The 25,512-nt window shown below is 71.1% G+C and carries 21 protein-coding genes; 20 read left to right on the top strand and 1 reads right to left on the bottom strand.

All coding sequences use genetic code 11. The features are described from left to right. The first annotated feature begins 115 nt into the window (after window positions 1-115). The 7 genes from F4692_RS17650 (at window position 116) to F4692_RS17620 (ending at window position 6,799) form a co-directional block, all read left to right on the top strand. Window positions 116-1,108 (top strand): type IV toxin-antitoxin system AbiEi family antitoxin domain-containing protein, encoded by a 993-nt coding sequence (locus F4692_RS17650; RefSeq protein WP_179621028.1) that lies wholly within the window; start codon window positions 116-118, stop codon window positions 1,106-1,108. Window positions 1,109-1,314: 206 nt separating this feature from the next. Next, a complete protein-coding gene (gene ruvC, locus F4692_RS17645; RefSeq protein WP_179621027.1) occupies window positions 1,315-1,860 on the top strand; it encodes a crossover junction endodeoxyribonuclease RuvC in 546 nt (181 codons plus the stop codon). Then, entirely contained in the window at window positions 1,857-2,456 is a 600-nt protein-coding gene (gene ruvA / locus F4692_RS17640; protein WP_179621026.1) for a Holliday junction branch migration protein RuvA, read from the top strand. Before ruvC ends, ruvA begins: the two co-directional genes overlap by 4 nt. Before the next feature lie 7 nt (window positions 2,457-2,463). Further along, entirely contained in the window at window positions 2,464-3,558 is a 1,095-nt protein-coding gene (ruvB, locus tag F4692_RS17635; protein ID WP_179621025.1) for a Holliday junction branch migration DNA helicase RuvB, read from the top strand. A 76-nt stretch (window positions 3,559-3,634) separates the two neighbouring features. Further along, window positions 3,635-3,925: a preprotein translocase subunit YajC gene (gene yajC, locus F4692_RS17630; RefSeq protein WP_179621024.1), complete on the top strand. Its 291-nt coding sequence runs from the start codon at window positions 3,635-3,637 to the stop codon at window positions 3,923-3,925. After that, a complete protein-coding gene (locus F4692_RS17625) occupies window positions 3,918-4,466 on the top strand; it encodes an adenine phosphoribosyltransferase (protein WP_179621023.1) in 549 nt (182 codons plus the stop codon). The genes yajC and F4692_RS17625 overlap by 8 nt, the downstream gene beginning before the upstream one ends. A gap of 44 nt (window positions 4,467-4,510) precedes the next feature. Continuing rightward, window positions 4,511-6,799, top strand: coding sequence for a RelA/SpoT family protein (locus F4692_RS17620; protein ID WP_257030007.1), 2,289 nt, complete (start codon window positions 4,511-4,513; stop codon window positions 6,797-6,799). 48 nt (window positions 6,800-6,847) lie between these two features. On the opposite strand, the gene F4692_RS17615 is transcribed toward F4692_RS17620, so the two are convergent. Beyond that, on the bottom strand, window positions 6,848-8,125 hold the full coding sequence (locus F4692_RS17615; protein WP_257030006.1) for a DUF349 domain-containing protein: 1,278 nt from the start codon (window positions 8,123-8,125) through the stop codon (window positions 6,848-6,850). Between the two features lie 105 nt (window positions 8,126-8,230). Here F4692_RS17615 and F4692_RS17610 point away from each other — a divergent pair, with 105 nt between their 5' ends. From F4692_RS17610 to alaS, 13 genes are all read left to right on the top strand, one after another. Then, window positions 8,231-8,914 (top strand): MBL fold metallo-hydrolase, encoded by a 684-nt coding sequence (locus F4692_RS17610; RefSeq protein ID WP_179621022.1) that lies wholly within the window; start codon window positions 8,231-8,233, stop codon window positions 8,912-8,914. A 1-nt stretch (window position 8,915) separates the two neighbouring features. Next, a complete protein-coding gene (hisS, locus tag F4692_RS17605; RefSeq protein WP_179621021.1) occupies window positions 8,916-10,265 on the top strand; it encodes a histidine--tRNA ligase in 1,350 nt (449 codons plus the stop codon). Continuing rightward, window positions 10,262-12,055, top strand: a complete 1,794-nt coding sequence (aspS, locus tag F4692_RS17600) for an aspartate--tRNA ligase (protein ID WP_179621020.1) — start codon at window positions 10,262-10,264, stop codon at window positions 12,053-12,055. Before hisS ends, aspS begins: the two co-directional genes overlap by 4 nt. Window positions 12,056-12,230: 175 nt before the next feature. After that, window positions 12,231-13,265 (top strand): ABC transporter permease, encoded by a 1,035-nt coding sequence (locus tag F4692_RS17595; RefSeq protein ID WP_179621019.1) that lies wholly within the window; start codon window positions 12,231-12,233, stop codon window positions 13,263-13,265. Between the two features lie 86 nt (window positions 13,266-13,351). Next, window positions 13,352-15,121, top strand: a complete 1,770-nt coding sequence (locus F4692_RS17590) for an ABC transporter substrate-binding protein (protein WP_179621018.1) — start codon at window positions 13,352-13,354, stop codon at window positions 15,119-15,121. A 169-nt stretch (window positions 15,122-15,290) separates the two neighbouring features. Next, window positions 15,291-16,301: an ABC transporter permease gene (locus F4692_RS17585; RefSeq protein WP_179621017.1), complete on the top strand. Its 1,011-nt coding sequence runs from the start codon at window positions 15,291-15,293 to the stop codon at window positions 16,299-16,301. Between the two features lie 11 nt (window positions 16,302-16,312). Beyond that, the gene (locus tag F4692_RS17580; RefSeq protein WP_179621016.1) at window positions 16,313-17,401 is read left to right on the top strand and encodes an ABC transporter ATP-binding protein; all 1,089 of its coding nucleotides are present in this window, start codon (window positions 16,313-16,315) and stop codon (window positions 17,399-17,401) included. After that, complete coding sequence (locus tag F4692_RS17575; protein ID WP_179621015.1) at window positions 17,398-18,735, top strand: ABC transporter ATP-binding protein; 1,338 nt, start codon at window positions 17,398-17,400, stop codon at window positions 18,733-18,735. The genes F4692_RS17580 and F4692_RS17575 overlap by 4 nt, the downstream gene beginning before the upstream one ends. A gap of 54 nt (window positions 18,736-18,789) precedes the next feature. Beyond that, the gene (locus tag F4692_RS17570; protein ID WP_374757306.1) at window positions 18,790-20,163 is read left to right on the top strand and encodes a replication-associated recombination protein A; all 1,374 of its coding nucleotides are present in this window, start codon (window positions 18,790-18,792) and stop codon (window positions 20,161-20,163) included. Continuing rightward, the gene (locus F4692_RS17565; RefSeq protein WP_179621014.1) at window positions 20,160-21,935 is read left to right on the top strand and encodes an ABC transporter substrate-binding protein; all 1,776 of its coding nucleotides are present in this window, start codon (window positions 20,160-20,162) and stop codon (window positions 21,933-21,935) included. Before F4692_RS17570 ends, F4692_RS17565 begins: the two co-directional genes overlap by 4 nt. Window positions 21,936-21,970: 35 nt before the next feature. Continuing rightward, complete coding sequence (locus F4692_RS17560) at window positions 21,971-22,498, top strand: hypothetical protein (RefSeq protein WP_179621013.1); 528 nt, start codon at window positions 21,971-21,973, stop codon at window positions 22,496-22,498. Then, window positions 22,498-22,800 (top strand): DUF6167 family protein, encoded by a 303-nt coding sequence (locus F4692_RS17555; protein WP_179621012.1) that lies wholly within the window; start codon window positions 22,498-22,500, stop codon window positions 22,798-22,800. Before F4692_RS17560 ends, F4692_RS17555 begins: the two co-directional genes overlap by 1 nt. After that, a complete protein-coding gene (gene alaS / locus F4692_RS17550; RefSeq protein ID WP_179621011.1) occupies window positions 22,800-25,502 on the top strand; it encodes an alanine--tRNA ligase in 2,703 nt (900 codons plus the stop codon). The genes F4692_RS17555 and alaS overlap by 1 nt, the downstream gene beginning before the upstream one ends. The last annotated feature ends 10 nt before the right edge of the window (window positions 25,503-25,512 follow it).

Below are 25,512 nucleotides of genomic sequence, written 5' to 3'. Positions count from 1 at the left end.
ACAGCGCGCGGCGAGGGCCACAGGTCGTCCACAATCCCGGCCGCATCTCCTTCGTCCACAGGGTCGGCGCCGTCGTGGCCGGTGACGTCGGACCACCTGCCGATGCTCGATCGGCATGTACCTCCCCGTCATCGCCCTGATGCAGCACCAGCACGGCCTCGTGACCTCGCGGCAGCTCTCCGTCGCCGGGCTGGGCCCCAACGACGTACGACAGCTGCTGGCGTCTGGCGTCCTCGTCCGGCTGCGCCGCGGGGTGTACGCAGACGCGGACGCGTGGGAAGCACTTGAGCCGTACCGCGCCCGACCGCTGCTGCGCATCCGTGCGGCGGACATGACGTCGACGTCCGAGACCCGGCTCTACAGCCACGACTCGGCGGCGATCGTCCTCGGGATGGGAGCGCCTGACCCGCGCACGGCGCTCGTCCACGTGACCCGGACGAAGGTCCACGGGGACGCGGTGCGAGCCGGGGTCAAGCACCACCTCGCGCCGTACCGTTCCGAGGACCAGGTGCACGTCGAGGGGTTGCCGTTACTCGGCCGGGCGCGGACGGCCCTCGACATGGTGCGTGAGCACGGGCGCGCCCACGGCCTGGCTGCCTGCGACGCGGCGATGCGCGCCGGCGTGACGCGAGCCGGACTGCGCGACGTCCTGGCCACGATGTCGTGCTGGCCGCACAGCCGGTGCATGCGCTGGTGCGTGGAGCATGCGGACCGCCGCGCGGAGAGCTATCTGGAGTCACTCGTGCGCGACTTCGTGCTCGAGCTCGGCATCGGCAGTCCCGACCTGCAGGTCGGACTGAGCGACGGCGACACGACGGTCTTCGTGGACATGGGCGTCCGTCGACACATGATCGAAGCAGACGGGCTGCTCAAGTACGCCGCCGACAACCTCACAGGACTGGATCCGGCCGTCGTCCTGGCGCGGGAGAAGCACCGGCACGACTTCATCGCCGGCTTCAAGCTGGGCATCTCCCGGATCACGCACGCCGACCTTTTCGCGAACCGACACGCCGCACAGCGACGGGTCGCCCGGGAGTACGCGGACACCTGCGCGCGTTTCGGGACGGCCACGGACGACCTCGCGCCGTACCGCGTCCGGCGCCGCTGATCCGGGGCTGTAACGCCGGGTTAGTGGTTGTACCCACCCGGATGCGTCAGGGTGGGTACAACCACTAACCCGGCGTTACAGGGGCAGAGCCAGGCTTGCCACACCCGCACCCCGGCCGCGTGTCGTACGCCCACCCGCCCCCGCCGCGGGATAGCGTGGCCGGACGAACACATGTTCGGACGGACCGGTCGGAGAGGGGTGGCGGCGTGCGCGTGCTCGGCATCGACCCCGGCCTGACCCGGTGTGGTGTCGGCGTCGTGGACGGCAGCGTCGGACGCCCGCTGTCCATGGTCGACGTCGGGGTGATCCGGACGAGCTCCACGCTGCCGGTCGCCGAGCGGCTGGTGACCATCGAGAAGGGCCTCGACGCCTGGCTCGACGAGCACCGGCCCGACGCCGTCGCGGTCGAGCGGGTCTTCGCCCGCTCCGACTCCAGCACCATCATGGGTACCGCCCAGGCCAGCGGCATCGCGCTCGTCGTGGCAGCCCGCCGCGGCCTGCCCATCGCGATGCACACCCCGAGCGAGGTCAAGGCCGCCGTGTCCGGCAACGGCCGGGCCGACAAGGCGCAGGTCGGCGCGATGGTCGTCCGCATCCTCCGGCTCCCCGAGCTCCCCAGGCCCGCCGACGCCGCCGACGCGCTGGCCCTCGCCATCACCCACGTCTGGCGCGGCTCGGCGAGCACCCGGCTCGAGGCCGCGGTGGCCAAGGCCGGACCACGACGCACCAGCTACCCCGTGAGGACCCGATGATCGCCTTCGTCCGCGGCGAGGTCGCCGCCGTGACCCTGTCCAGCGCCGTCCTCGAGGTCGGCGGCGTCGGGCTCGAGCTGATGTGCACGCCCGGCACGCTCGCCACGCTGCGTGTCGGCCAGTCCGCCACGCTGCCGACGAGCATGGTCGTGCGCGAGGACAGCCTGACCGTCTTCGGCTTCCTCGACGAGGACGAGAAGTCGATCTTCGAGATCGTGCAGACCGCCTCCGGCGTCGGACCCAAGGTCGCGCAGGCGATCGTCGCGGTGATGAGCCCCGACGACGTGCGCCGCGCCATCACCACCGAGGACGTCAAGGCCCTCACCCGCGTCCCCGGCATCGGCCAGAAGGGCGCCCAGCGGATCATCCTCGAGCTCAAGGACCGCATCGGCCCGCCCGTCGGCGTGCACCACCCGGCCACCACCCCGGCCCCGCAGGAGGCCTGGCGCGACCAGGTGCAGCAGGGCCTGGTCGGGCTCGGCTGGTCGGCCAAGGAGTCGGAGAAGGCGGTCGACGCCGTCGCCCCCGAGGCCGGCGAGCGCCCCGACGTCGGTGCCCTGCTCCGCGCGGCGCTCCGCACCCTGAGCAGGGCGTGAGCCCCCGGTGAACTGGGACGACGTCGAGGACGACCTCACCGAGGCGGAGCACGCGCACCTCCAGCGGCTCACCGACGCCGACGCCGACGGCGACGAGCGCGCGGTCGAGGCGGCGCTGCGTCCCAAGACCCTCGACGAGGTGGTCGGCCAGGCCCGCGTACGCGACCAGCTCGGGTTGGTGCTCGAGGCCGCCCGCCGCCGGGGCCGGGCGCCGGACCACGTGCTGCTGTCGGGCCCGCCCGGGCTCGGCAAGACCACCCTCGCGATGATCATCGCCGCCGAGATGAGCACGCCGCTGCGGCTCACCAGCGGCCCCGCGATCACCCACGCCGGCGACCTCGCCGCGATCCTGTCGGGCCTCAACGAGGGCGACGTGCTCTTCGTCGACGAGATCCACCGGATGTCGCGCCCGGCCGAGGAGATGCTCTACATGGCGATGGAGGACTTCCGCGTCGACGTCGTCATCGGCAAGGGTCCGGGCGCCACCGCCATCCCGCTGGAGATCCCGCCGTTCACCCTCGTCGGCGCCACCACCCGCGCCGGGCTGCTCCCCGGGCCGCTGCGCGACCGCTTCGGCTTCACCGCCCACCTCGAGTTCTACGAGCCGCACGAGCTCGACCAGATCGTGCACCGCTCGGCGGGGCTGCTCGGCGTGCACCTGACCGCGGAGGGCTCCAGCGAGATCGCCTCCCGCTCGCGCGGCACCCCCCGCATCGCCAACCGGCTGCTGCGCCGGGTGCGCGACTACGCCCAGGTGCGGGCCGACGGCGTCCTCACGCTGCCCGTCGCCCAGGCCGCCCTCGACCTCTTCGAGGTCGACGAGTCGGGCCTCGACCGGCTCGACCGGGCCGTCCTCGACGTGCTCTGCCGCCGCTTCGGCGGCGGGCCGGTGGGCGTCTCGACCCTCGCCGTGGCGGTGGGGGAGGAGCGCGAGACCGTCGAGGAGGTCGCCGAGCCGTTCCTCGTCCGCACGGGCATGCTGGCCCGCACCCCGCGCGGGCGGATCGCGACGCCCGCGGCCTGGCACCACCTCGGCCTGACGCCGCCGCCGGTGTCCGGTCCCGACCGGGTGGTCGACTCGACGCTGTTCGACGACGTCTGAGCCTCCTCGGGCGCCCCCGTAGACTCCTCGGCGCTGACCCCCACGATCGCCCCGAGAACTCGAGGAGACCCCCGCCGTGAACGACCTCGTCGCCCTTCTTCCGCTGGTCGCCATCCTGGCGCTGTTCTGGTTCATGGTGGTCCGGCCGCAGCAGCGCCGGCAGCGCGAGGTCACGGCCCTCCAGAACAGCATCGAGGTCGGCCAGCGCGTGATGATGTCGTCCGGCATCTACGGCACCGTCGTCACCGTCGCCGACGACCGGGCCACCCTCGAGATCGCCCCCGGCACCCGGATCGAGATCGCCCGCGCCGCCATCGCGAGGATCGACTCCCCGACCGACGTGCTCGGCGAGCCCGGCGATGCCTGACAGGCGCACGGCGCAGGAGGCGCTGGACCGCCTCACCGTCGACGTCGCCGACTGGCCCGAGCAGGGCGTCACGTTCAAGGACATCACGCCCGTCCTGGCCGACCACCACGCCTTCTCGGCCATCATCACCGCCCTCGCCGCGGCCGGCAGGGACGACCACGGCAGCGTCGTGGTCGACAAGGTCGTCGGGATGGAGGCGCGCGGGTTCATCCTGGCCGCGCCCGTCGCGCTCGCCCTCGGTGTCGGGTTCGTCCCGATCCGCAAGGCCGGCAAGCTGCCGCGCGCGACGCACGCCGTGTCGTACGCCCTCGAGTACGGCGAGGCGACCCTCGAGGTCCACCAGGACGGCATCGCGCCCGGCGAGCGGGTGCTCATGGTCGACGACGTCCTCGCCACCGGCGGCACCGTCGACGCGACCCGTCAGCTCGTCGAGGCCTGCGGCGGCATCGCCACCGGCGTGGCCGTCCTGATGGAGCTGTCGTTCCTCGACCCGCGCCGTCTCACCGGCGACCTGCCGGTGTCCACCCTGCTGACGATCTGACGGCTGCCCGCGCCCCGCTGGACCGTCGTCACTAGACTGGTGCAATGGCGGAGGAGCAGGCACCGGCGCAGGAGGTCAGGCCGGCCCTGACCGCGCGCGGGATGCGGGCCCGTCTCGCCCGCGTGGGCACCCGCCCGCCCTCCTCCAACCCGGTCCTCGAGCCGCTGTTCCGTGCCGTGCGGGCCAACCACCCCAAGGCCGACCTGGCGCTGCTCGAGCGGGCGTACGCCGTCGCCGACAAGTGGCACACCGGCCAGATGCGCAAGAGCGGCGACCCCTACATCACGCACCCGCTCGCGGTCACCACGATCCTCGCCGACATCGGCATGACCGAGCCGACGCTCGTCGCGGCGCTGCTGCACGACACGGTCGAGGACACGCCCTACACGCTCGACGAGCTGCGCGCCGACTTCGGTGACGAGGTCGCCCTGCTCGTCGACGGCGTCACCAAGCTCGACAAGGTGCAGTACGGCGACTCGGCGCAGGCCGAGACGATCCGCAAGATGATCGTGGCGATGTCCCGCGACATCCGGGTGCTCGTCATCAAGCTCGCCGACCGCCTGCACAACATGCGTACGCTCCGCTACGTCCCGGCGAAGTCGCAGGAGCGCTCCTCGCGCGAGACCCTCGACATCTATGCCCCGCTGGCGCACCGGCTCGGCATGAACACCCTCAAGTGGGAGCTCGAGGACCTCGCGTTCGCGACGCTGCACCCCAAGATCTACGACGAGATCGTGCGGATGGTCGCCGAGCGGGCGCCGTCGCGCGACCAGTTCCTCACCGAGGTGGTCACCGAGATCGAGCAGGACCTCAAGTCCTCGCGCATCAACGCGAAGGTGACCGGCCGACCGAAGCACTACTACTCGATCTACCAGAAGATGATCGTCGGCGGCCGCGACTTCTCCGACATCTACGACCTCGTCGGCATCCGGATCCTCGTCGACGAGGACCGCGACTGCTACAGCGCGCTCGGCGTCATCCACTCCCGGTGGAACCCGGTCCTGGGCCGGTTCAAGGACTACGTCGCGATGCCGAAGTTCAACATGTACCAGTCGCTCCACACGACGGTCATCGGCCCGCAGGGCAAGCCCGTCGAGGTGCAGATCCGCACGTTCGCCCAGCACCGTCGCGCCGAGTACGGCGTCGCCGCGCACTGGAAGTACAAGGAGAACACCAAGGCGGGCGTCGACACCGACCGTCTCGGCGACAAGGACGACCTCACCTGGCTGCGGACCCTGCTCGACTGGCAGAGCGAGGTGGAGGACCCGGGGGAGTTCCTGGAGTCGCTGCGCTTCGAGATGAACCAGCAGCAGGTCTACGTCTTCACCCCGCGCGGGGACGTGATCGCGCTGCCGATGGGCTCCACGCCCGTCGACTTCGCGTACGCCGTTCACACCGAGGTCGGCCACCACACCATCGGCTCGCGGGTCAACGGCCGCCTCGTGCCGCTGGAGTCGACCCTCGACAACGGCGACGTGGTCGAGGTCTTCACCTCCAAGTCCCCGACGTCCGGCCCCTCGCGCGACTGGCTCAACTTCGTGCAGTCGCCGCGCGCCCGCTCCAAGATCCGGCAGTGGTTCACCAAGGAGCGGCGCGAGGAGGCCATCGAGCGCGGCAAGGACCAGATCGCCAAGCTCATGCGCAAGGAGGGCCTGCCCCTCAACCGCCTGATGACGCACGACGTCCTCGCGCTCGTCGCGGAGCACTTCCACCACGCCGACGTATCGGCGCTCTACGCCGCCGTCGGCGAGGGCAACCTCAGCGCGCAGGCCGTGGTGCGGCGCGTCATCGACCTCCACGGCGGTGACGAGGGCGCCCAGGAGGACATGTCCGAGGGCGTCAGCATCACCGGGCGCTCACGCACCGCGGCCAAGCGCGGCCCGACCGACTCCGGGGTGATCGTGCCCGGCGTCGACGACCTGTGGGTCAAGCTCGCGAAGTGCTGCACGCCCGTGCCGCCCGACCCGATCCTCGGCTTCGTCACCAAGGGCGGGGGAGTGTCGGTCCACCGCAAGGACTGCACCAACGCCTCCAGCCTTCTCGGACAGCCCGAGCGGGTGCTCGAGGTCGAGTGGGCGCCGACGTCGCAGTCGACGTTCCTGGTCAACATCCAGGTCGAGGCGCTCGACCGCGCGCGCCTGCTGTCCGACATCACGATGGCGCTCTCCGACGCCCACGTGAACATCCTCAGCGCCACGCTGTCGACGACCCGCGACCGGGTCGCCAAGAGCCGGTTCTCCTTCGAGATGGCCGACGCGGCCCACCTCGACGGCGTGCTGCGCGCCGTACGCGCCGTGCCTGGCGTCTTCGACGCCTACCGCGTCACCGCCTGAGCCGCTGGCAGCCGCGCTGGCAGCCGCACTGGCAGCGGAGCGGCCGGGTCAGCCGAAATCGGCCGCGGCCTTCCGCGCCATGTCGAGGAACGCCTGCTTCTTGGCGAGCTCGGACTCGAGGTCCTTGACCCGCCTGGCGTCGCCGGCGGCCGTGGCCTTGTCGAGCCGAGCCTGCGTCTCGGCGATGCCCGCCTCGAGCTTGCCGATCATGTCGTCGGCCCGCGCGGACTTCTCCGGGTCGCTGCGGCTCCACTGCTCGTCCTCGACGGCGCGGATGGCCTGCTCGACCTTCCGCATCCGGCCCTCGAGCTCCTTCATCCGGTCACGCGGCACCTTGCCCGCGGCGTCCCACCGGTCGGCGAGGTCGCGGAAGGCCTTCTTGGTGGCCTCGAGGTCGGCCCCACCCGACTCGAGCTGCGGGACGAGCGCCTCGGCCTCGACGAGGATCGCGTCCTTGACCTCGGCGTTGGCGGCGAACTCCTCGTCGAGCGCCGCGTTGGCGGCGTCGCGGGCACCGAAGAAGGTGTCCTGCGCGCCGCGGAAGCGCTGCCAGAGCTTGTCGTCGACCTCGCGCGGCGCGGGGCCGGCGGCCTTCCACTCGCGCATCAGGTCGCGGTACCTGCCCGCGGTCGGGCCCCACTCGGTGGACGAGGAGAGGGCTTCGGCCTCGGCGGCCAGCCGCTCCTTGATCGCACGCGCGGCGTCGCGGCGCTCGTGCTCCTCGGCGAAGTGCGCCTTGCGGTGGCGGGTGTACGTCGTCCGCGCGGTCGAGAACCGGCGCCACAGGGCGTCGTCGGTCGCCCGGTCGAGGCGCGGCAGCTCCTTCCAGGTGGCGAGCAGGTCGCGCAGCCGGTTGGCGCCGTTGCGCCAGTCGGTGCCCTCGGCGAGGCGCTCCGCCTCGGCGACGAGCTTCTCCTTCTCCGCCTTGGACTCGGCGCTGCGCTGGGCACGCTCCTCCTTGCGGGCCGCCCGCTGGACCGCGACCACCGGAGCCAGTGCGTCGAGGCGCGCGGCGAGCGAGACGAGGTCGCCGACCGCGTGCGCGTCCACCACCTGCTCGCGCAGGGCCTTGATGGAGGAGGTCGCCTCCTCGGGGGCCAGCCGCCCCGACGCCACGCGCTGCTCGAGCAGGTGGACCTTCCCCTCCAGCTCCTCGAAGCGCTTGGTGAAGAACTCGAGGGCCTCGGCCGGCGTGCCGGCCTCGTACGACCCGACGGAACGCTCCCCATCGGCGGTGCGGACATAGACGGTGCCGTCCTCGGCCACCCGACCCCAGGGCATCTCAGCCGGGGCCGCGGCGTCTGCGGACTGCTTGTCGGAGCTCATGGTCGCCCATCGTAGTCATGCCGCGGACGGCCCTCGGTAGGCTTCCCACCTGAGCGCGACCCGCCGGGCGCCGACCCCCCGTACGACAGGCAAGGACTGACACCTGTGTTCATCGCTGGCTTCCCCGCCGGACCCTGGGGGACCAACTGCTACGTCGTCGCGACGGGTGCCGGCTCGGAGTGCGTGGTGATCGACCCGGGCAAGGACTCCGCCGACGGCGTCGCCCAGGTGGTGCGCGAGCACCGTCTCAAGCCGGTCAGCGTCCTGGTCACCCACGGGCACGTCGACCACATGTGGAGCGTGGCCCCCGTCGCGGGGACCTACGACGCCACGGCCTGGATCCATCCGGACGACCGTCACCTGCTGTCGGACCCGATGGCCGGGATGAGCCCCGAGACCACCGCCATGCTGCTGGGCGGTGACTACACGTGGGCCGAGCCCGACGACGTGCGCGAGCTGAGCGACCTCGCCGAGCTCGAGCTGGCCGGTCTGCGGTTCGTCGTCGACCACACGCCCGGTCACACCGAGGGGTCGGTGACCTTCCGCTCGCCGTACGCCCAGCAGGACGTCTCCGAGGTCATGTTCTCCGGCGACCTGCTCTTCGCCGGCTCGATCGGGCGCACCGACCTGCCCGGCGGCGACCACGCGGCGATGCTGCGCAGCCTCGCCGCCAAGGTGCTCCCTCTCGCCGACGACGTCGTCGTGCTGCCGGGCCACGGCGAGCAGACGTCGATCGGGCGCGAGCGCGCCACCAACCCGTTCCTCCAAGACCTGCACCAGGACCGATGAGATGAGCAAGATCAGCCCGCTGAGCGGGTTCCCCGAGCTGCTGCCTGCCCAGCGTGCCGTCGAGCGCGAGGTCATCGCGTCGCTGTCGCGCACCTTCGAGCTGCACGGCTTCGCCAACATCGAGACCCGCGTGGTCGAGCCGATCGACCGGCTCGCCAAGGGCGGCGAGGTCGACAAGGAGATCTACGTCCTCCAGCGGATCGCCGCCGAGCCCGACGCGAAGGCCGACCTCGGCCTCCACTTCGACCTCACGGTGCCGTTCGCGCGCTACGTCCTCGAGCACGCCGGCCACCTCGAGTTCCCGTTCCGGCGCTTCCAGGTCCAGCCCGCCTGGCGCGGCGAGCGACCCCAGGAGGGCCGCTACCGGCAGTTCACCCAGGCGGACGTGGACATCGTGGGTCGCGACGACCTGCCGTTCCACCACGACGTCGAGGTGATGTCGGTGATGGTCGACGCGCTCGCCCGGCTGCCGATCCCGCGCGTGTCCTTCCAGTTCAACAACCGCAAGCTCATCCAGGGCTTCTACCGCGGTCTCGGCATCGACGACGTCACCGACGCGATCCGCGTCATCGACAAGCTCGACAAGCTGCCCGCCGACGAGGTGGCCAGGATGCTCGTCGAGCGTGTCGGCACGACGCCCGAGCAGGCCGAGCGGTGCCTCGAGCTCGCCACGATCCGGGTCCCCGACAGCTCGTTCGTGGAGCGGGTCCGCGCGCTCGGCGTCACCGACGAGCTGCTCGACCAGGGCCTCGAGGAGCTCGCGGCGGTCGTCGAGGGCTGCCGGGCGGTGGCCGGCGACCGCGTCGCGGTCGAGGCCAACCTCCGCATCGCGCGTGGCCTGGACTACTACACCGGCACCGTGGTGGAGATCTTCATGGACGGCTACGAACGGCTGAAGTCCGTCGGCGGGGGAGGGCGCTACGACGCGCTTGCCAGCGACGGGCGTACGACCTATCCCGGCGTCGGCGTCTCCTTCGGCGTCTCGCGCACCCTGGTCCCGCTGATCGCCGACGGCGTGCTGGCGGGCAGCCGCCCCGTGCCGAGCGCCGTGCTCGTCGCGCTCAACACCGAGGAGGACCGCGCGAGCAGCACCGGCGTCGCGGCCGCCCTCCGCTCGCGCGACATCCCCTGCGAGGTCGCGCCCAGCCCCGCGAAGTTCGGCAAGCAGATCCGCTTCGCCGAGCGGCGAGGTATCCCCTACGTGTGGTTCGTCCAGGCCGACGGCACCAGCCAGGTCAAGGACATCCGCACCGGTGACCAGGTCGAGGCAGATCCCTCGACCTGGACCCCGCCCGAGGCCGACCTGCGGCCCACCGTCATCAGCACCGTCGAGATCGAGGAGATCCAGTGATCCGCACCCATGACGCCGGCGCCCTGCGCGCCGAGCACGTCGGCCAGACCGTCACCCTCGCCGGATGGGTGGCGCGGCGTCGCGACCACGGTGGCGTGGCGTTCCTCGACCTGCGCGAGCGCAGCGGTGTGGTGCAGGTCGTCGTGCGCGACGAGGAGGTCGCGCACAGCCTGCGCAGCGAGTTCTGCGTGAAGGTCACCGGCGAGGTGGTGGCCCGCAAGGAGGGCAACCAGAACCCCAACCTCGCCACCGGTGACATCGAGGTCGTGGCCTCGGACCTCGAGGTGCTGTCCGAGTCGGCCCCGCTGCCGTTCCCGATCGACGACGCGCAGGGCCACAAGGGCGGTGAGGTCGGCGAGGAGGCGCGCCTCAAGCACCGCTACCTCGACCTGCGCCGCTCCGGTCCGAACGCCGCGCTGCGCCTGCGCAGCAAGATCAACAAGGCGGCCCGCGACGTCCTGGACGCCCGCGACTTCGTCGAGGTCGAGACGCCCACGCTGACCCGGTCCACCCCCGAGGGCGCCCGCGACTTCCTCGTCCCGGCGCGCCTCTCGCCCGGCAGCTGGTACGCCCTCCCGCAGAGCCCGCAGCTGTTCAAGCAGCTGCTCATGGTCGGCGGCATGGAGCGCTACTACCAGATCGCGCGCTGCTACCGCGACGAGGACTTCCGTGCCGACCGCCAGCCCGAGTTCACCCAGCTCGACATCGAGATGAGCTTCGTGGACCAGGAGGACGTCATCGAGCTGATGGAGGACGTGCTCGAGGCGATGTGGGCCCAGGCGGGCCACACCATCCAGCGTCCGCTGCCGCGGATGACCTACGCCGAGGCGATGGAGAAGTACGGCTCGGACAAGCCCGACCTGCGCATGGGCCTCGAGCTCGTCGAGTGCACCGAGTACTTCAAGGACACCACCTTCCGGGTCTTCCAGGCCGACTACGTCGGTGCCGTCGTGATGCCCGGTGGCGGCAGCCAGCCCCGGCGCCAGTTCGACGCGTGGCAGGACTGGGCCAAGCAGCGCGGCGCGAAGGGCCTGGCCTACGTCACCGTCGCGGAGGACGGCGAGCTCGGAGGGCCCGTCGCGAAGAACCTCACCGACGCCGAGCGCGACGGCCTCGCGGCCCACGTCGGCGCCAGCCCGGGCGACTGCATCTTCTTCGCCGCGGGCCCGGTGAAGAGCAGCCGTGCGCTGCTCGGCGCAGCGCGCCTCGAGATCGGCCGTCGCGGCGGCATGCTCGACGAGTCGACGTTCGCGTTCACCTGGGTCGTCGACGCCCCGCTCTTCGAGCCGAGCTCCGACGCGGTCGCGAGCGGCGACGTCGCCGTCGGCGCCGGGGCCTGGACGGCCGTCCACCACGCCTTCACCAGCCCCAAGGCCGAGTTCCTCGACACCTTCGACACCGACCCCGGCAGCGCTCTGGCGTACGCCTACGACATCGTCTGCAACGGCAACGAGCTCGGCGGCGGGTCCATCCGTATCCACCGCGGCGACGTCCAGAAGCGCGTCTTCTCGGTGATGGGCATCGGCGAGGAGGAGGCGCAGGAGAAGTTCGGCTTCCTGCTCGACGCCTTCAAGTTCGGCGCGCCGCCGCACGGCGGCATCGCCGTCGGCATGGACCGCATCGTGGCGATGCTGGCGGGCAGCGAGTCGATCCGCGACGTCATCGCCTTCCCGAAGTCCGGTGGCGGCTACGACCCCCTCACGGCGGCGCCTGCACCCATCACGGCGGAGCAGCGCAAGGAAGCCGGTGTGGATGCGACCCCCGCGAAGGACCTCCCGCCTGAGGAGTGATCTCCCGCAGGAATCCCGCACAAATCGGTTGACGGGGGCACAACGCGTCGTAACGGGATCGTTACCCGCTGGTGATCGTCCCCGCGTCACAGGTCACATAGAGTCCCGTTTCGGCGCAGGCCTCGGGTGACCCCCGTGCCGGTGCCGGGACAGTCCCGAACCAGATGGGGAGAGCATGTCGGCAGAGACCGCAGGGCCGGAGACGCTGGGCTCGCTGAGCAGCGAGCCGGAGCAGCAGGATCCCAACAGCCAGAAGGCCAAGGAGATCTCCGGCAAGTCCCCGCTGCGGATCGCCCTCGGGCGTCTGTCGCGGGACAAGATCGCCGTGGTCTGCGCGATCGTCGTGCTGTTCTTCATCATCTGCGCGGTGTTCGCCGGCACGATCAGCAAGCTGTTCGGCGTCTCGCTCGAGACGGGGCTGGCCAGCCAGTACGTCGACGGCCTCAACAACGGGCTCCCCAAGCCGACGATGGGCCCGCCCAACGGTCCGTTCACGTGGGAGCACCCGATGGGCGTCGCCCCGCGGACCGGTGAGGACAACCTCGCCTACTGGCTGCACGGCTGCCGGATCTCGCTGATGATCGCCACCGTCGCGACCGTCGTGGCGAGCATCGTCGGCGTCATCGTCGGCCTGCTGGCCGGCTTCCTCGGCGGCACGGTCGACAAGGTCCTGTCGTTCTTCATCGACATGTTCCTCACGATCCCGTTCCTCCTCGCGGCGTTGACGCTCGCGCCGATCCTCAACGACCGCTTCGCGCTGTCCGACAACTACGCGACGATCCAGAAGTTCAGCCTCATCTGCGTGCTCGCGATGTTCGGCTGGATGGGCACCGCCCGCCTGATCCGCGGTGAGGTCCTCGCGCTGCGTGAGCGCGAGTTCGTGCAGGCCGCCCGCGTGATGGGCATGCCGACGTCCCGCGTGCTCTTCAAGGAGCTCCTGCCCAACCTGGCGGCGCCGATCATCATCAGCGTCTCCCTCATGCTCCCGTCGTTCGTCGCGCTGGAGGCGGGCCTGGCCTTCCTCGGCATCGGCGTCACCGACGGCGTCTCGTGGGGCCAGACGATCCTCAAGGCCGCGACCCCGACCTACTTCCGCGAGTACCCGCAGTACCTGTGGCAGCCGCTGCTCGGCATCGTCGCGCTGGTGCTCTCCCTCAACCTCCTCGGCGACGCCGTACGCGACGCCCTGGACCCCAAGACCCGCCGCTGAGCCCTGCGCTCGGCCCTGTCGCGGGTCACACGCACGTCGCCGGAGACGCCGTCCTCGGTGAGAACAAGAAAGAAAGGCTGGACAGCATGAAGCGGAACAAGCCGCTCGCGCTCGTCGCTGGTGCCGCCCTTCTGACCCTCGCCGCCTGTGGCGGCGGGTCGTCGGATGACGGTGGCACCGGGTCGGGCTCCGACCGCGAATTCGGTGACCAGGAGGGGGGCACCAAGGACGCTGAGCGTCAGGGTCCCGCCGCCGACGTCGAAGGCGCCACCCCGGGCGGGACCATCACGGTCTACCTCCCCGGCGACCCGGGCCCCGACTCGCTCGACCCGACCGGCGGCTGGTCCGTCACCGGCAACTCGATCCAGCAGGCGCTGACGAGCCGTTCGCTGACCCAGTACGCGCGTGACGAGGAGGGCCAGCCCGTGCTGATCCCCGACCTCGCCACCGACCTCGGCACCCCCAACGAGGACTACACGGAGTGGACCTTCACCATCCGTGAGGACGCGACGTGGGAGGACGGCAAGCCCGTCACCGCCGAAGAGGTCGCGTTCGGCATCTGCCGCTCGCTCGACTCCGAGGCGTTCCCGTCGGGTCCGGGCACCGAGTACTCCAAGCACTACTTCGCTGGTGCCGAGGAGTACGAGGGTCCGTACACCAGCAAGGACCCCAAGTGCGAGAACTGGGACGGCGTCTCGGTCGACGGCCAGGACATCACCATCAAGATGTCCGTCCCGTTCCCGGACATGGACTACTGGGGCGCCTTCATGGCGATGGGCCCGGCTCCGCTCGGCAACGCCTCCAAGCCGCCGAACTACGGCACCCAGCCGCTCGCCAACGGCCCCTACAAGGTCGACAGCTACAAGCCCAACGAGGAGCTCGTCCTCGTGAAGAACGACCAGTGGTCGGCTGACTCGGACCCGGGTCGCCACCAGTACGCGGACTCGTTCGTCTTCAAGTTCAACCAGGACCAGGCCAAGGTCGACGAGATCATGCTGTCGGACAACGCCGACAGCCAGACCGCCGTCTCCACCTCGCTGGGCTCGGACAAGTACAACGACGCCAACGGCCAGCTCGGTGAGCGTCTCGTGCAGCAGACGTCGCAGTGTGTCTCCACGCTGACGCCTGACTACACCCAGATCACCGACATCAACATCCGCAAGGCGCTCGCCTACGCGTACCCCTACGAGGACGTCTGGATCGCCGGCGGCGAGGTCCCGGGTGTGACCCGCGTTCCCGCCAACTCCGTCATGCCCCCCGGCATGGCCGGCAAGAAGGACTTCCAGGTCGACGGTGAGCAGATCACCTACGACCCGGAGAAGGCCAAGGCCCTCCTCGAGGAGTCGGGTGCCGAGATGCCGTACCCGATCACGATGGTCTACTACGAGGTCGACCCGCTGGCCAAGGCCACGCAGGACCAGATCACCAAGGGCTTCGAGGCCTCCGGCTTCAAGGTCAAGGCCATCCCGGTCCAGGAGTCGCCCTACAACATCTGGCTCGACCCCGACAACAAGGTCAACAAGCAGCTGAACCTCCGTGGCGTCAACTGGTGCTCGGACTGGCCGGCCGGCTCGACCATGCTCCCGCCGCTGCTCAAGGGTGGTGCCGTCTACAACACCGCCCTGTTCGACGAGCCCTCGGTGAACGACGAGATGGACAACATCAACACCCTCCCGCTCGAGGACCAGGCCGCTGCCTGGGGCGACCTGGACGAGAAGATCATGACGGAGTACTTCCCGATCATCCCGACCGCGTTCCGCAACGACCTGTTCGTCTTCGGCACCAAGGTCGGCAACCCGACGGGCGATGGCTCGATCGGTGCGCCGAACTACAAGGACCTGTACGTGATGCAGTGATCCTGGCGCTCACCACAGGTCCTCGGACCTGGAGCACCGTGTAGTCCCCAGCACTACCTCTGACGGGTGGGGGCTCCCTGACCGGGAGCCCCCACTCGCCAGCCCGGACCCAGTAGGCTGTTTCGCCGGGGGGTCCGACTCATCCACCATCCCCGGAGAGTGACCAGCGATGTTTGCGTATGTCGTGAAGCGGCTGATCTCGGGAGTCCTCGTCGTGGCCCTGGTCTCGATGGCGATCTTCCTGTTGTTCTGGTACGGCCCCTCGAGCCCCGCACAGCCCGTCTGCGACCGCGAGACCAGCAACCGGTGCACCCCGGCGCGTCTCGAGGTCTACGAGAAGACCCTCGGCTACGACAACCCCGTCTACGAGGAGTACGGCAAGTTCGTGAAGGGCGTCTTCGTCGGACGCACGATCACCATCGCCTCCTCCGAGTACCAGTGCTCGGCGCCGTGCCTCGGCGTCAGCTTCCGCACCAAGCAGCCGGTCAAGGAGGAGCTGGTCTCGCGCATGCCCGCGACCTTCTCCGTGGCCATCGGCGGTGCGTTCCTCTACCTCCTGTTCGGAGTGCCCATCGGCGTCGCCGCGGCGCGCCGGCGTGGCACCGTCACCGACAAGGCCCTGGTCTCGAGCTTCCTGTTCATCAGCTCGATCCCGTACTACCTCTTCGCCCTGCTGACCTGGCTCTACCTCACCCTCACCTTCCCGGTGCCCCTGTTCAGCGACACCGGCTACTTCAGCTTCTTCTCCGAGGGACCGTGGAAGTGGTTCAGCGGGTTGTTCCTCGCGTGGGTGGCGCTCGGCATCTTCGGCTGCACCCAGTACACCCGATTCACCCGCGGTGCCATGGTCGAGGCACTCAGCGAGGACTACATCCGCACGGCCAAGGCCAAGGGCCTGCCGGCGCGGACCATCGTCTACAAGCACGGCCTGAGGGCGGCGCTGGTGCCCGTCGTGACCATCTTCGGCATCGACTTCGGCACGCTGCTGGCCGGCACGATCTTCACCGAGCGGATCTTCGAGATCCAGGGGATCGGCTGGTGGAGCCTGCAGGCCGTCCAGGGCCGTGACCTGCCCGTCGTGCAGGCGACCGCCCTCTTCAGCGCCGTCGTCCTGATCATCTCCAACCTGCTCGTGGACGTCGTCTACTCCGTCCTCGACCCGAGGGTGAGGCTTTCGTGACCAGCGTTCCCATGACCCAGTCGAGCGCCGCCGCCGCGGCGGAGGCCGACGGTCCCTTCCTCCAGGTCGAGGACCTGAAGGTCACCTTCCCGACCGAGGACGGCCCCGTCACCGCGGTGCAGGGCCTGTCCTACTCCGTGGCCAAGGGCAAGACCCTCGGCATCGTCGGCGAGTCCGGGTCGGGCAAGTCGGTGTCGAGCATGGCCGTGATGGGCCTGCACGACACCAAGTCGGCCCAGATCTCCGGCTCGATCCGCGTGGGCGGCACCGAGGTGGTCGGCCTGAGCGAGTCGCGCATGCGCGGCCTGCGCGGCAACTCGATGGCCATGATCTTCCAGGACGCCCTCGCGGCCCTGCACCCGTTCTACAAGATCGGCGGGCAGCTCGAGGAGGCCTACCTCGTCCACCACTCGGGCGCGTCCAAGCGCGACGCACGGCGCAAGGCGATCGAGATGCTCGACCGCGTCGGCATCCCGCAGCCCGACCGGCGCGTGGACGACTTCCCGCACCAGTTCTCCGGCGGCATGCGCCAGCGCGCGATGATCGCGATGGGCCTCATCAACGACCCGTCCCTCCTCATCGCCGACGAGCCGACCACGGCCCTCGACGTGACCGTCCAGGCGCAGATCCTCGACCTGCTCCAGGACCTCCAGCGGGAGTTCAACTCCGCCGTCATCATCATCACCCACGACCTCGGCGTCATCGCCGAGATGGCCGACGACGTCCTGGTGATGTACGCCGGCCGGTGCGTGGAGTACGGCACGGCGAAGCAGATCCTCACCACGCCGGAGATGCCCTACACGTGGGGCCTGCTCTCGAGCATCCCCGACCTGTCGGCGTCGACCGACGCCCGACTGATCCCCATCCCCGGCAACCCGCCCAGCCTGCTGCGCCCGCCGTCCGGATGTTCCTTCCACCCCCGGTGCGTGCACTCCGACAAGGTCCCCGGTGACCTGTGCGTCACCGAGCTCCCCGAGCTGCTTCCGGCCAGCTCGGGCACGGCCCATCTCAAGCGCTGCCACCTCGCCGACCCGATCGCGGTCTACCAGGACGAAGTGCTGCCCGAGATCGCCCCCGACCTCGTCGAGGAGACCCGATGACGCAGGACCCCAACGCGCGCGCCGAGATCGAGCCCACCGAGGTGGGTGCGAACGCCGCCGAGACGGGCGAGCGGCAGCTGCGCCAGCCAGACGCCGACCACGACGTCACCAACGACCACGAGCTGCTGCCCGAGGACCTCGACTTCGCCACGCTGGTCGAGCACGGCCACACGGCCTCCGAGCTCGACCCCGACGCCCCCGCGGTGCTGACGGTCGACAACCTGAAGATGTACTTCCCGGTGCGGTCCTCGGGACTCGTGCGCCGCACCATCGGCCACGTCCAGGCCGTCGACGGCATCTCGTTCGAGGTGCCGAAGGGCGGCTCGCTCGGCCTCGTCGGCGAGTCCGGCTGCGGCAAGTCCACCACCGGCCGCCTCATCACCCGGCTCTACAAGCCGACCGGCGGCTCGATGATGTTCGAGGGCAACGACCTGGCGAAGCTCTCCAACAAGGAGATGAAGCCGCTGCGCCGCGACGTGCAGATGATCTTCCAGGACCCCTACACCTCACTCAACCCGCGCCACACGGTCGGCACGATCGTGGGTGCGCCGCTCGAGGTGCACAAGATCGTCCCCAAGGACAAGGTCCTCCCGCGCGTCCAGGAGCTCCTCGAGATCGTGGGGCTCAACCCCGAGCACTACAACCGCTACCCCAACGAGTTCTCCGGCGGCCAGCGCCAGCGCATCGGCATCGCCCGCGCGCTCACGCTCAACCCCAAGGTGCTCGTCGCCGACGAGCCGGTGTCCGCGCTCGACGTGTCGATCCAGGCGCAGGTCGTCAACCTCCTCCAGGACATCCAGTCCGAGTTCGACGTGGCGTTCCTCTTCATCGCCCACGACCTCGCGATCGTGCGCCACTTCTGTCCCGAGATCGCCGTGATGTACCTCGGCAAGATCGTGGAGATCGGCGACCGCGAGACGATCTACGGCAAGCCCCACCACCCCTACACGCAGGCCCTGCTCTCCGCGGTGCCCGACGTGAAGCAGGCCGCGGTCGGTGGGCGCCGCGAGCGGATCCGCCTCGAGGGTGACGTGCCCAGCCCGATCAACCCGCCCTCGGGCTGCCGGTTCCGCACGCGGTGCCAGTTCGCCCAGGAGATCTGCGCGAAGGTCGAGCCGCCGCTGCTCCAGATCGGCAAGCGCCACAAGGTCGCCTGCCACTTCGCCGGCGAGCTCGGCGCCCACCCGGCCACCCCGGTGACGACGCAGCTCCTCGGCGTCGACGACCAGGGCAGCCCGGTCCCCGGCGCCACGCCCACCAACACGCAGCTCACGATCCCGGGCTACGAGAAGACCTGGTACGACCTCACCACCAAGCAGACCACCGGCGCCTGACCAGACCTGGGGTTCCCGCCGATCCTGTCGGTGCCCCGGGAGATACTCAGCGACGTGGAAGGCTTGTTCGAGGTCCCGGGCGCGGGTGCACCCGCGCCCGGGTCCGGCGTGCCCAGCGCGGGGTCCCTGGGTGCCAACACCCACGCCTCCGCACCCCTCGCGGTGCGGATGCGCCCGCGCACGATCGACGAGCTCGTCGGCCAGCAGCAGCTGCGGGCCGCGGGCTCGCCGCTGCGTCGGCTCATCGAGGGTGACCAGTCGATGTCCCTGCTGCTGTGGGGGCCGCCCGGCACGGGCAAGACCACCATCGCCGCGATCGTGAGCCAGCAGACGCGGCGCCGCTTCGTCGAGGTCTCCGCGGTGGCGGCCGGCGTCAAGGAGGTCCGCGCCGCCATCGACGGCGCGCGGGCCGAGCTCGCGCGTGGCGGGCAGGAGACGGTCCTGTTCGTCGACGAGGTGCACCGGTTCACCAAGGCCCAGCAGGACGCCCTCCTGCCCGGTGTCGAGAACCGCTGGGTGACCCTGATCGCCGCCACGACGGAGAACCCGTTCTTCTCGGTCATCAGCCCGCTGCTCTCGCGCAGCCTGCTGCTGCGCCTGCAGTCGCTGACCGACGACGACGTGGCCGAGGTCATCGACCAGGCGCTGGGCGACGAGCGAGGACTGGCGGGCCGCACCGCGCTGGACGACGACGCCCGCGCCCACCTCGTACGCCTCGCCGGCGGGGACGCGCGACGTGCCCTCACCTACCTCGAGGCGGCGGCCGGCGCGGCCGCCAGCAACGGCCTCGACGTGATCGACCTGGCCACCGCGGAGACGGCGGTCGACCAGGCCGCGGTGCGCTACGACCGGCAGGGTGACCAGCACTACGACGTCATCTCGGCGTTCATCAAGTCGATCCGGGGCTCCGACCCGGACGCCGCGCTGCACTACCTCGCCCGGATGATCGAGGCGGGGGAGGACCCCCGCTTCATCGCCCGGCGACTCGTCGTGCACGCCAGCGAGGACATCGGCCTCGCCGACCCCACCGCGCTGCAGGCCGCCGTCGCCGCCGCGCAGGCGGTCCAGCTGATCGGCATGCCGGAGGCGCGCATCAACCTCGCCCAGGCCACCATCCACCTCGCGATCGCCCCCAAGTCCAACGCTGTGATCAGCGCGATCGACGCGGCGCTCTCCGACGTCAGGTCGGGGAAGATCGGCCAGGTCCCGCCCCACCTCCGCGACGCCCACTACGGCGGAGCGAAGGGCCTCGGCCACGGCAAGGGCTACGCCTACCCCCACGACGAGCCGTTCGGCGTGGCCGAGCAGCAGTACCTCCCCGACGTGCTCGCCGACGCCTCCTACTACGCGCCGACCAGCCTGGGTGCCGAGGCCGCCGTCAGGGAGCGCTGGGAGCGGATCCGGCGGATCGTGCGAGGCACGGGATGAGGGGCGCGCTCGTGGGCGCCGTCCTCGCCGGGGCGTCGCTCGTGACCCTCGCCGCGTGCACCGGGGGTCCGACGTGGAAGGCGGACAGGCCGGGCAAGGCCACCGCCCGGACCTTCGGCGTGCAGCCCGCCGGTACCAAGGACCCGCGTCGCCGTGGGCCGGCCCGCGCCGTCGACGGCGCGACCACGGGCGGCACCATCACGGTCTACCTCCCCGGCGCCCAGGGGCCCGACACCCTCGACCCGGCCGAGGCCTGGTCCGCCACGTCCAACCCGATCCAGCAGGCCCTGGTCAGCCGCTCCCTGACCCAGTTCGTCCGCGGCGAGCGCGGCGAGCCGGTGCTGGTGCCCGACCTGGCCGTCGACCTCGGCACCCCCAACGACGACTTCACCGAGTGGACCTTCACCATCCGCGACGACGCCACGTGGCAGGACGGCAGCCCGGTCACGCCGCAGGAGGTCGCGTTCGGCATCTGTCGCACGCTCGACACCGAGGTGTTCGCGTTCGGTCCTGGCACCGAGTACTCCACCCGCTACTTCGCCGGCGCCGACGACTACGACGGCCCCTACTCCGAGGCGGACCCGCGGTGCGAGGACTGGGACGGCGTGCGGGTCGTCGGCCAGGACGTCACCATCTCGATGGACGTGCCGTTCCCCGACATGGACTACCTGGCTGCGGCCATGGCCATGGGCCCGGTGCCGTTCGGCGCGGCCTCCGACCCGGTGCGCTACGCCCACCACCCGATGGCCAACGGCCCCTACGAGGTGGAGCGCTGGGAGCCGGAGGAGGAGCTGGTGCTGGTCCGCAACGACGCCTGGGACCCGGGCTCGGACCCCGGCCGGCACCAGTACGCCGACCGGTTCGTGTTCAAGTTCAGCCAGGACCAGGCCAAGGTCGACGAGATCCTCCTCTCGGGCAGCCCGGCCGGCCGCGCCGCGCTGTCGACGTCGGTCGGCGCCGACCGCTACGGCGAGGCACAGTCACGGCTCGGCGAGCGGCTCGTCCAGCAGGCGTCGCAGTGCATCACGACCCTCACGCCCGACTACCGCAGGATCACCGACGTCCGGGTACGCAAGGCGCTCGCCTACGCCTACCCCTACCGAGACACGTGGATCGCCGCCGGCGAGGTGCCGGGCGTGACCCGCCAGCCGGCCGGGACGATCATGCCGCCGGGCATGGCCGGCCGACGGGACTTCCAGGTCGACGGCGAGCAGATCACCTACGACCCGGTCAAGGCGCGCGCGCTGCTGGCCGAGGCGGGGTTCGCCGACGAGCCCTACGAGATCACGATGGCCTACGACGAGACGGACGTCGTGGCCAGCGCCGCCCACGCCCAGGTCGTGACCGGCCTGGAGACCGGCGGCTTCGAGGTGCGCAGCATCCCGGTGCAGCAGCCGCTCTACGGCATCTGGCTCGATCCCGACAACGAGGTCAACCAGAAGCTCAACCTGCGCGCCGTCAACTGGTGCCCGACGTGGCCCAGCGGGTCGGCGCTGCTCCCACCGCTCCTCAAGGGCGGTGCCCCCTACAACACCGCCCACTTCGACGAGCCGGCCATCGACGCCGCGATGGACGAGATCGTCGAGCTCCCGATCGAGGCCCAGCCCGCCGCGTGGGGCGAGCTCGACGAGCGGATCCTCACCGACTACTTCCCGATCATCCCGACCGCCCACGTCAACCGGCTCTTCGCATTCGGCGAGGACATCGGCAACCCGTCGGGCGACGGGTCGTCGGGCACCCCCAACTACAAGGACCTCTACGTCGTGCGGTGAGGCGACCCGCTCGCCGTGACTTATAGGGTGTCCCGGTGAGCTCGGAGCAGGTGGTGCTGGTCGCAGCCGGGGTGGTGGCGCTCGTCGCCCTGCTGCTGGCCCTGCGCGCCCAGCGTCGCGCCTCCGCGGCCGAGGCCAGCGCCGCGGCGCTCGGTGAGCGCCTCGCCCTGCTCGAGCGACCGGTGACCGCACCCACGCCCTCCGCGCCCTCCGCGGCGCCTGACGGTGACGACGTCGCCCACTACCTGATCACCTCGATCGCGCCCGACGTCGAGGAGCCCGCGTCCGCGGTCCCCGTCGCACGACCCATCGACGGGCGGCTCTTCGCCGACATCGTCGCCCGGGAGACCGTGGTCAAGGCCGCGTCCTGGACCCACGGACTGCGACGAGCCCTGTCGCCGGAGTCGCGCAACCGGATCCGGTTCGCGGCCCGGCAGGAGGCCAGGCGGTCCACACGCGAGCGTCGCGCGGAGATGAAGCAGGCGCTGCGCGAGTTCCGCGCGCGCGAGCGTGCCGCCGTGCGCGCCGCGACCTCGGACCCGGTGGGGGAGGACGTCGCCTGATGGGTCGCCCACTCTGGTTCGTCGCCGGGGCGGGGGTCGGGGTGTACGCCGCCGCCCGAGCCCGCCGTGCCGCCGAGGCCCTCACCGCCGACGGCCTGCGCGACCGCGTACGCGGTTGGCAGGCGGGCGCGCGGCTGTTCGCCGAGGAGGTCCACCAGGGCCGCACCGAGCGAGAAGCCGAGCTGCGCGAGCAGCTCGGCCTCCGGCCCCACGGGAGGCCGGAGCTCAGCGGCCCGGCCGACCCCGACAGCACCCCGACCCCGCACCGCACGTACAGCCACGAGACGAAGGACCTGCCCTGATGGACACCGCCGAGATCCGCCGCCGCTTCCTCGCGCACTTCGAGGCCGCCGGACACGCCGTGGTGCCCTCCGCCTCGCTGCTCGCCGACGACCCGAACCTCCTCTTCGTCCCGGCCGGGATGGTGCCGTTCAAGCCCTACTTCCTCGGCCAGGAGACGCCGCCCTACGTCCGCGCCACGAGCATCCAGAAGTGCGTACGCACGCCCGACATCGAGGACGTCGGCAAGACGACCCGGCACGGCACCTTCTTCGAGATGTGCGGCAACTTCTCGTTCGGCGACTACTTCAAGCAGGGCGCCGTCGAGCTCGCGTGGGACCTGATCACCAAGCCCATCGCGGACGGCGGCTACGGCCTGGACCGCGACCGTCTCTACCCGTCGGTGCTCGTGGGCGACGACGAGGCCATCGAGCACTGGATGCACGTCACGGGCTTCCCGCGCGAGCGGATCGTGCAGCTCGGCCCGCGCGAGAACTACTGGTCGATGGGCGTGCCCGGACCCGGTGGCCCGTGCTCGGAGATCCTCTACGACCGCGGCCCCGAGTTCGGCCCGGACTTCGACCCCGCCACGCTCGGGCCCGACATGCCGGTGGAGCTCGAGGACCGCCTCCTCGAGATCTGGAACCTCGTCTTCATGCAGGACGAGCTGAGCGCCGTGCGCTCGAAGTCCGACTTCGACATCTCGGGCTCGCTGCCGAAGAAGAACATCGACACCGGCATGGGCCTCGACCGCGTCGCGCTGCTCCTGCAGGGCAAGGCCAACATGTACGAGATCGACGTCGTCTACCCGGTGATCGCCAAGGCCCAGGAGATGACCGGCAAGACCTACGGCGCCGACCACGACGACGACGTCCGCTTCCGCGTGGTCGCCGACCACGTCCGCTCCTCGATGATGCTCATCGGGGACGGCGTCACGCCCGGCAACGACGGCCGCGGCTACGTCCTGCGGCGGCTGCTGCGGCGCGCGGTGCGCTCGATGCGGCTGCTCGGCTGCGAGGACCGGGTGCTGCCCGAGCTGATGCCGGTCTCGCGCGACGTCATGGGGCAGACCTACGACAACCTCCTCACGGACTGGCCGCGCATCTCGCAGGTCGCGTTCGCCGAGGAGGACGCCTTCCGCAAGACGCTCCAGGCCGGCACCCAGATCTTCGACCAGGCTGCGTCCGAGGTGAAGCAGACGGGCGGCGCGACACTGTCCGGCGAGCGGGCGTTCGCGCTGCACGACACCTACGGCTTCCCGATCGACCTGACCCTCGAGATGGCGGCCGAGCAGGGCCTCACCGTCGACGAGCAGGGTTTCAGGGGCCTGATGGCCGAGCAGCGGGAGCGCGCGAAGGCCGACGCCCGCGCCAAGAAGGGCACGCACGGCGACACGGCCGTCTACCGCGGCATCTACGACGCGCACGGACCGACCGAGTGGCTGGCCTACGAGACGCTGGAGACCGAGTCGCGGCCGCTGGCGCTGCTCAGCGGCGGCGCGTCCGTCCAGCGGCTGGGGGAGGGCGAGGTCGGCGAGCTGGTGCTCGACCGCACGCCGTTCTACGCCGAGTCCGGCGGCCAGGTCGCCGACGCCGGCACGATCGTCTTCGACGGCGGACGTCTCGAGGTCGTCGACGTGCAGCGGCCCATCAAGGGCCTCGTCGTGCACCAGGTCCGCGTCCTGGAGGGCGAGCTCAAGGCCGGGCGCGAGGTGCACGCGCGCGTCGACCCCGAGTGGCGCACCGGCGCCCGTCAGGCCCACTCCGGCACGCACGTGGTGCACGCGGCCCTGCGTGAGGTGCTCGGCCCCTCCGCCCTGCAGTCGGGTTCCTACAACCGGCCCGGCTACCTCCGTCTGGACTTCGGCTGGACCCAGGCGCTCACGCCCGAGCAGGTCCGCGACATCGAGCTCGTCTCCCAGCAGGCGCTGCGGGCCGACCTCGCCGTGTCGTGGGACTACATGACTCTCGAGCAGGCCAAGGACTGGGGCGCGATCGCGCTCTTCGGCGAGACCTACGACAACACCAAGGTCCGCGTCGTCGAGATCGGCGGCCCGTGGTCGCGCGAGCTCTGCGGCGGCACCCACGTCGACCACTCCTCCCAGATCGGCACCGTCGTGGTGACCGGCGAGACGAGCGTGGGCTCGGGCAACCGACGCATCGAGGCGCTGACCGGCGTCGAGGGCTTCGGCTACCTCGCCCGGGAGCGCGACGTGGTCGCCCAGCTCACCGGCCTGCTCAAGACGCAGCCCGACGACCTGGTCAGCCGGGTCCAGGGGCTCACCGAGCGCCTCCGCGCGGCCGAGAAGGAGCTGGAGAAGGCCCGCCTCGCCCAGCTCCTCGGCGCCAGCGCGGACCTCGCCGCGGGAGCCGCCCAGGTCGGCCCGGTGCGGCTGGTCGCCCACCGCGCCGACGGCGCCGGCGGTGGCGACGTGCGCAACCTCGCGATGGACGTGCGCGGTCGCCTGCCCCAGGGCGAGCCCGGCGTCGTGGTGATCATCGGTCAGGCCGACGGCAAGGTGTCGGTGGTGGCCGCGACCAACGACGAGGCCCGCGCCCGGGGCCTGTCCGCCGGCGAGCTCGTCCGCGCGGTCGGGCCGCTGCTGGGCGGCAAGGGCGGCGGCAAGGACGACGTCGCGCAGGGCGGCGGCACCGACGCCACGCGCATCGACGAGGCGCTGGCGCTGGTGTCCGCGCAGGTCGCCGAGCGCGCGGCGCAGGGCTGAACCGGACGGC

The sequence above is a fragment of the Nocardioides cavernae genome (assembly GCF_013410035.1).
Classification (GTDB): domain Bacteria; phylum Actinomycetota; class Actinomycetes; order Propionibacteriales; family Nocardioidaceae; genus Nocardioides; species Nocardioides cavernae_A.
The sequence above is the reverse complement of the archived record's forward strand: the minus strand, read 5'-3'. Positions and strand labels throughout refer to the sequence as shown.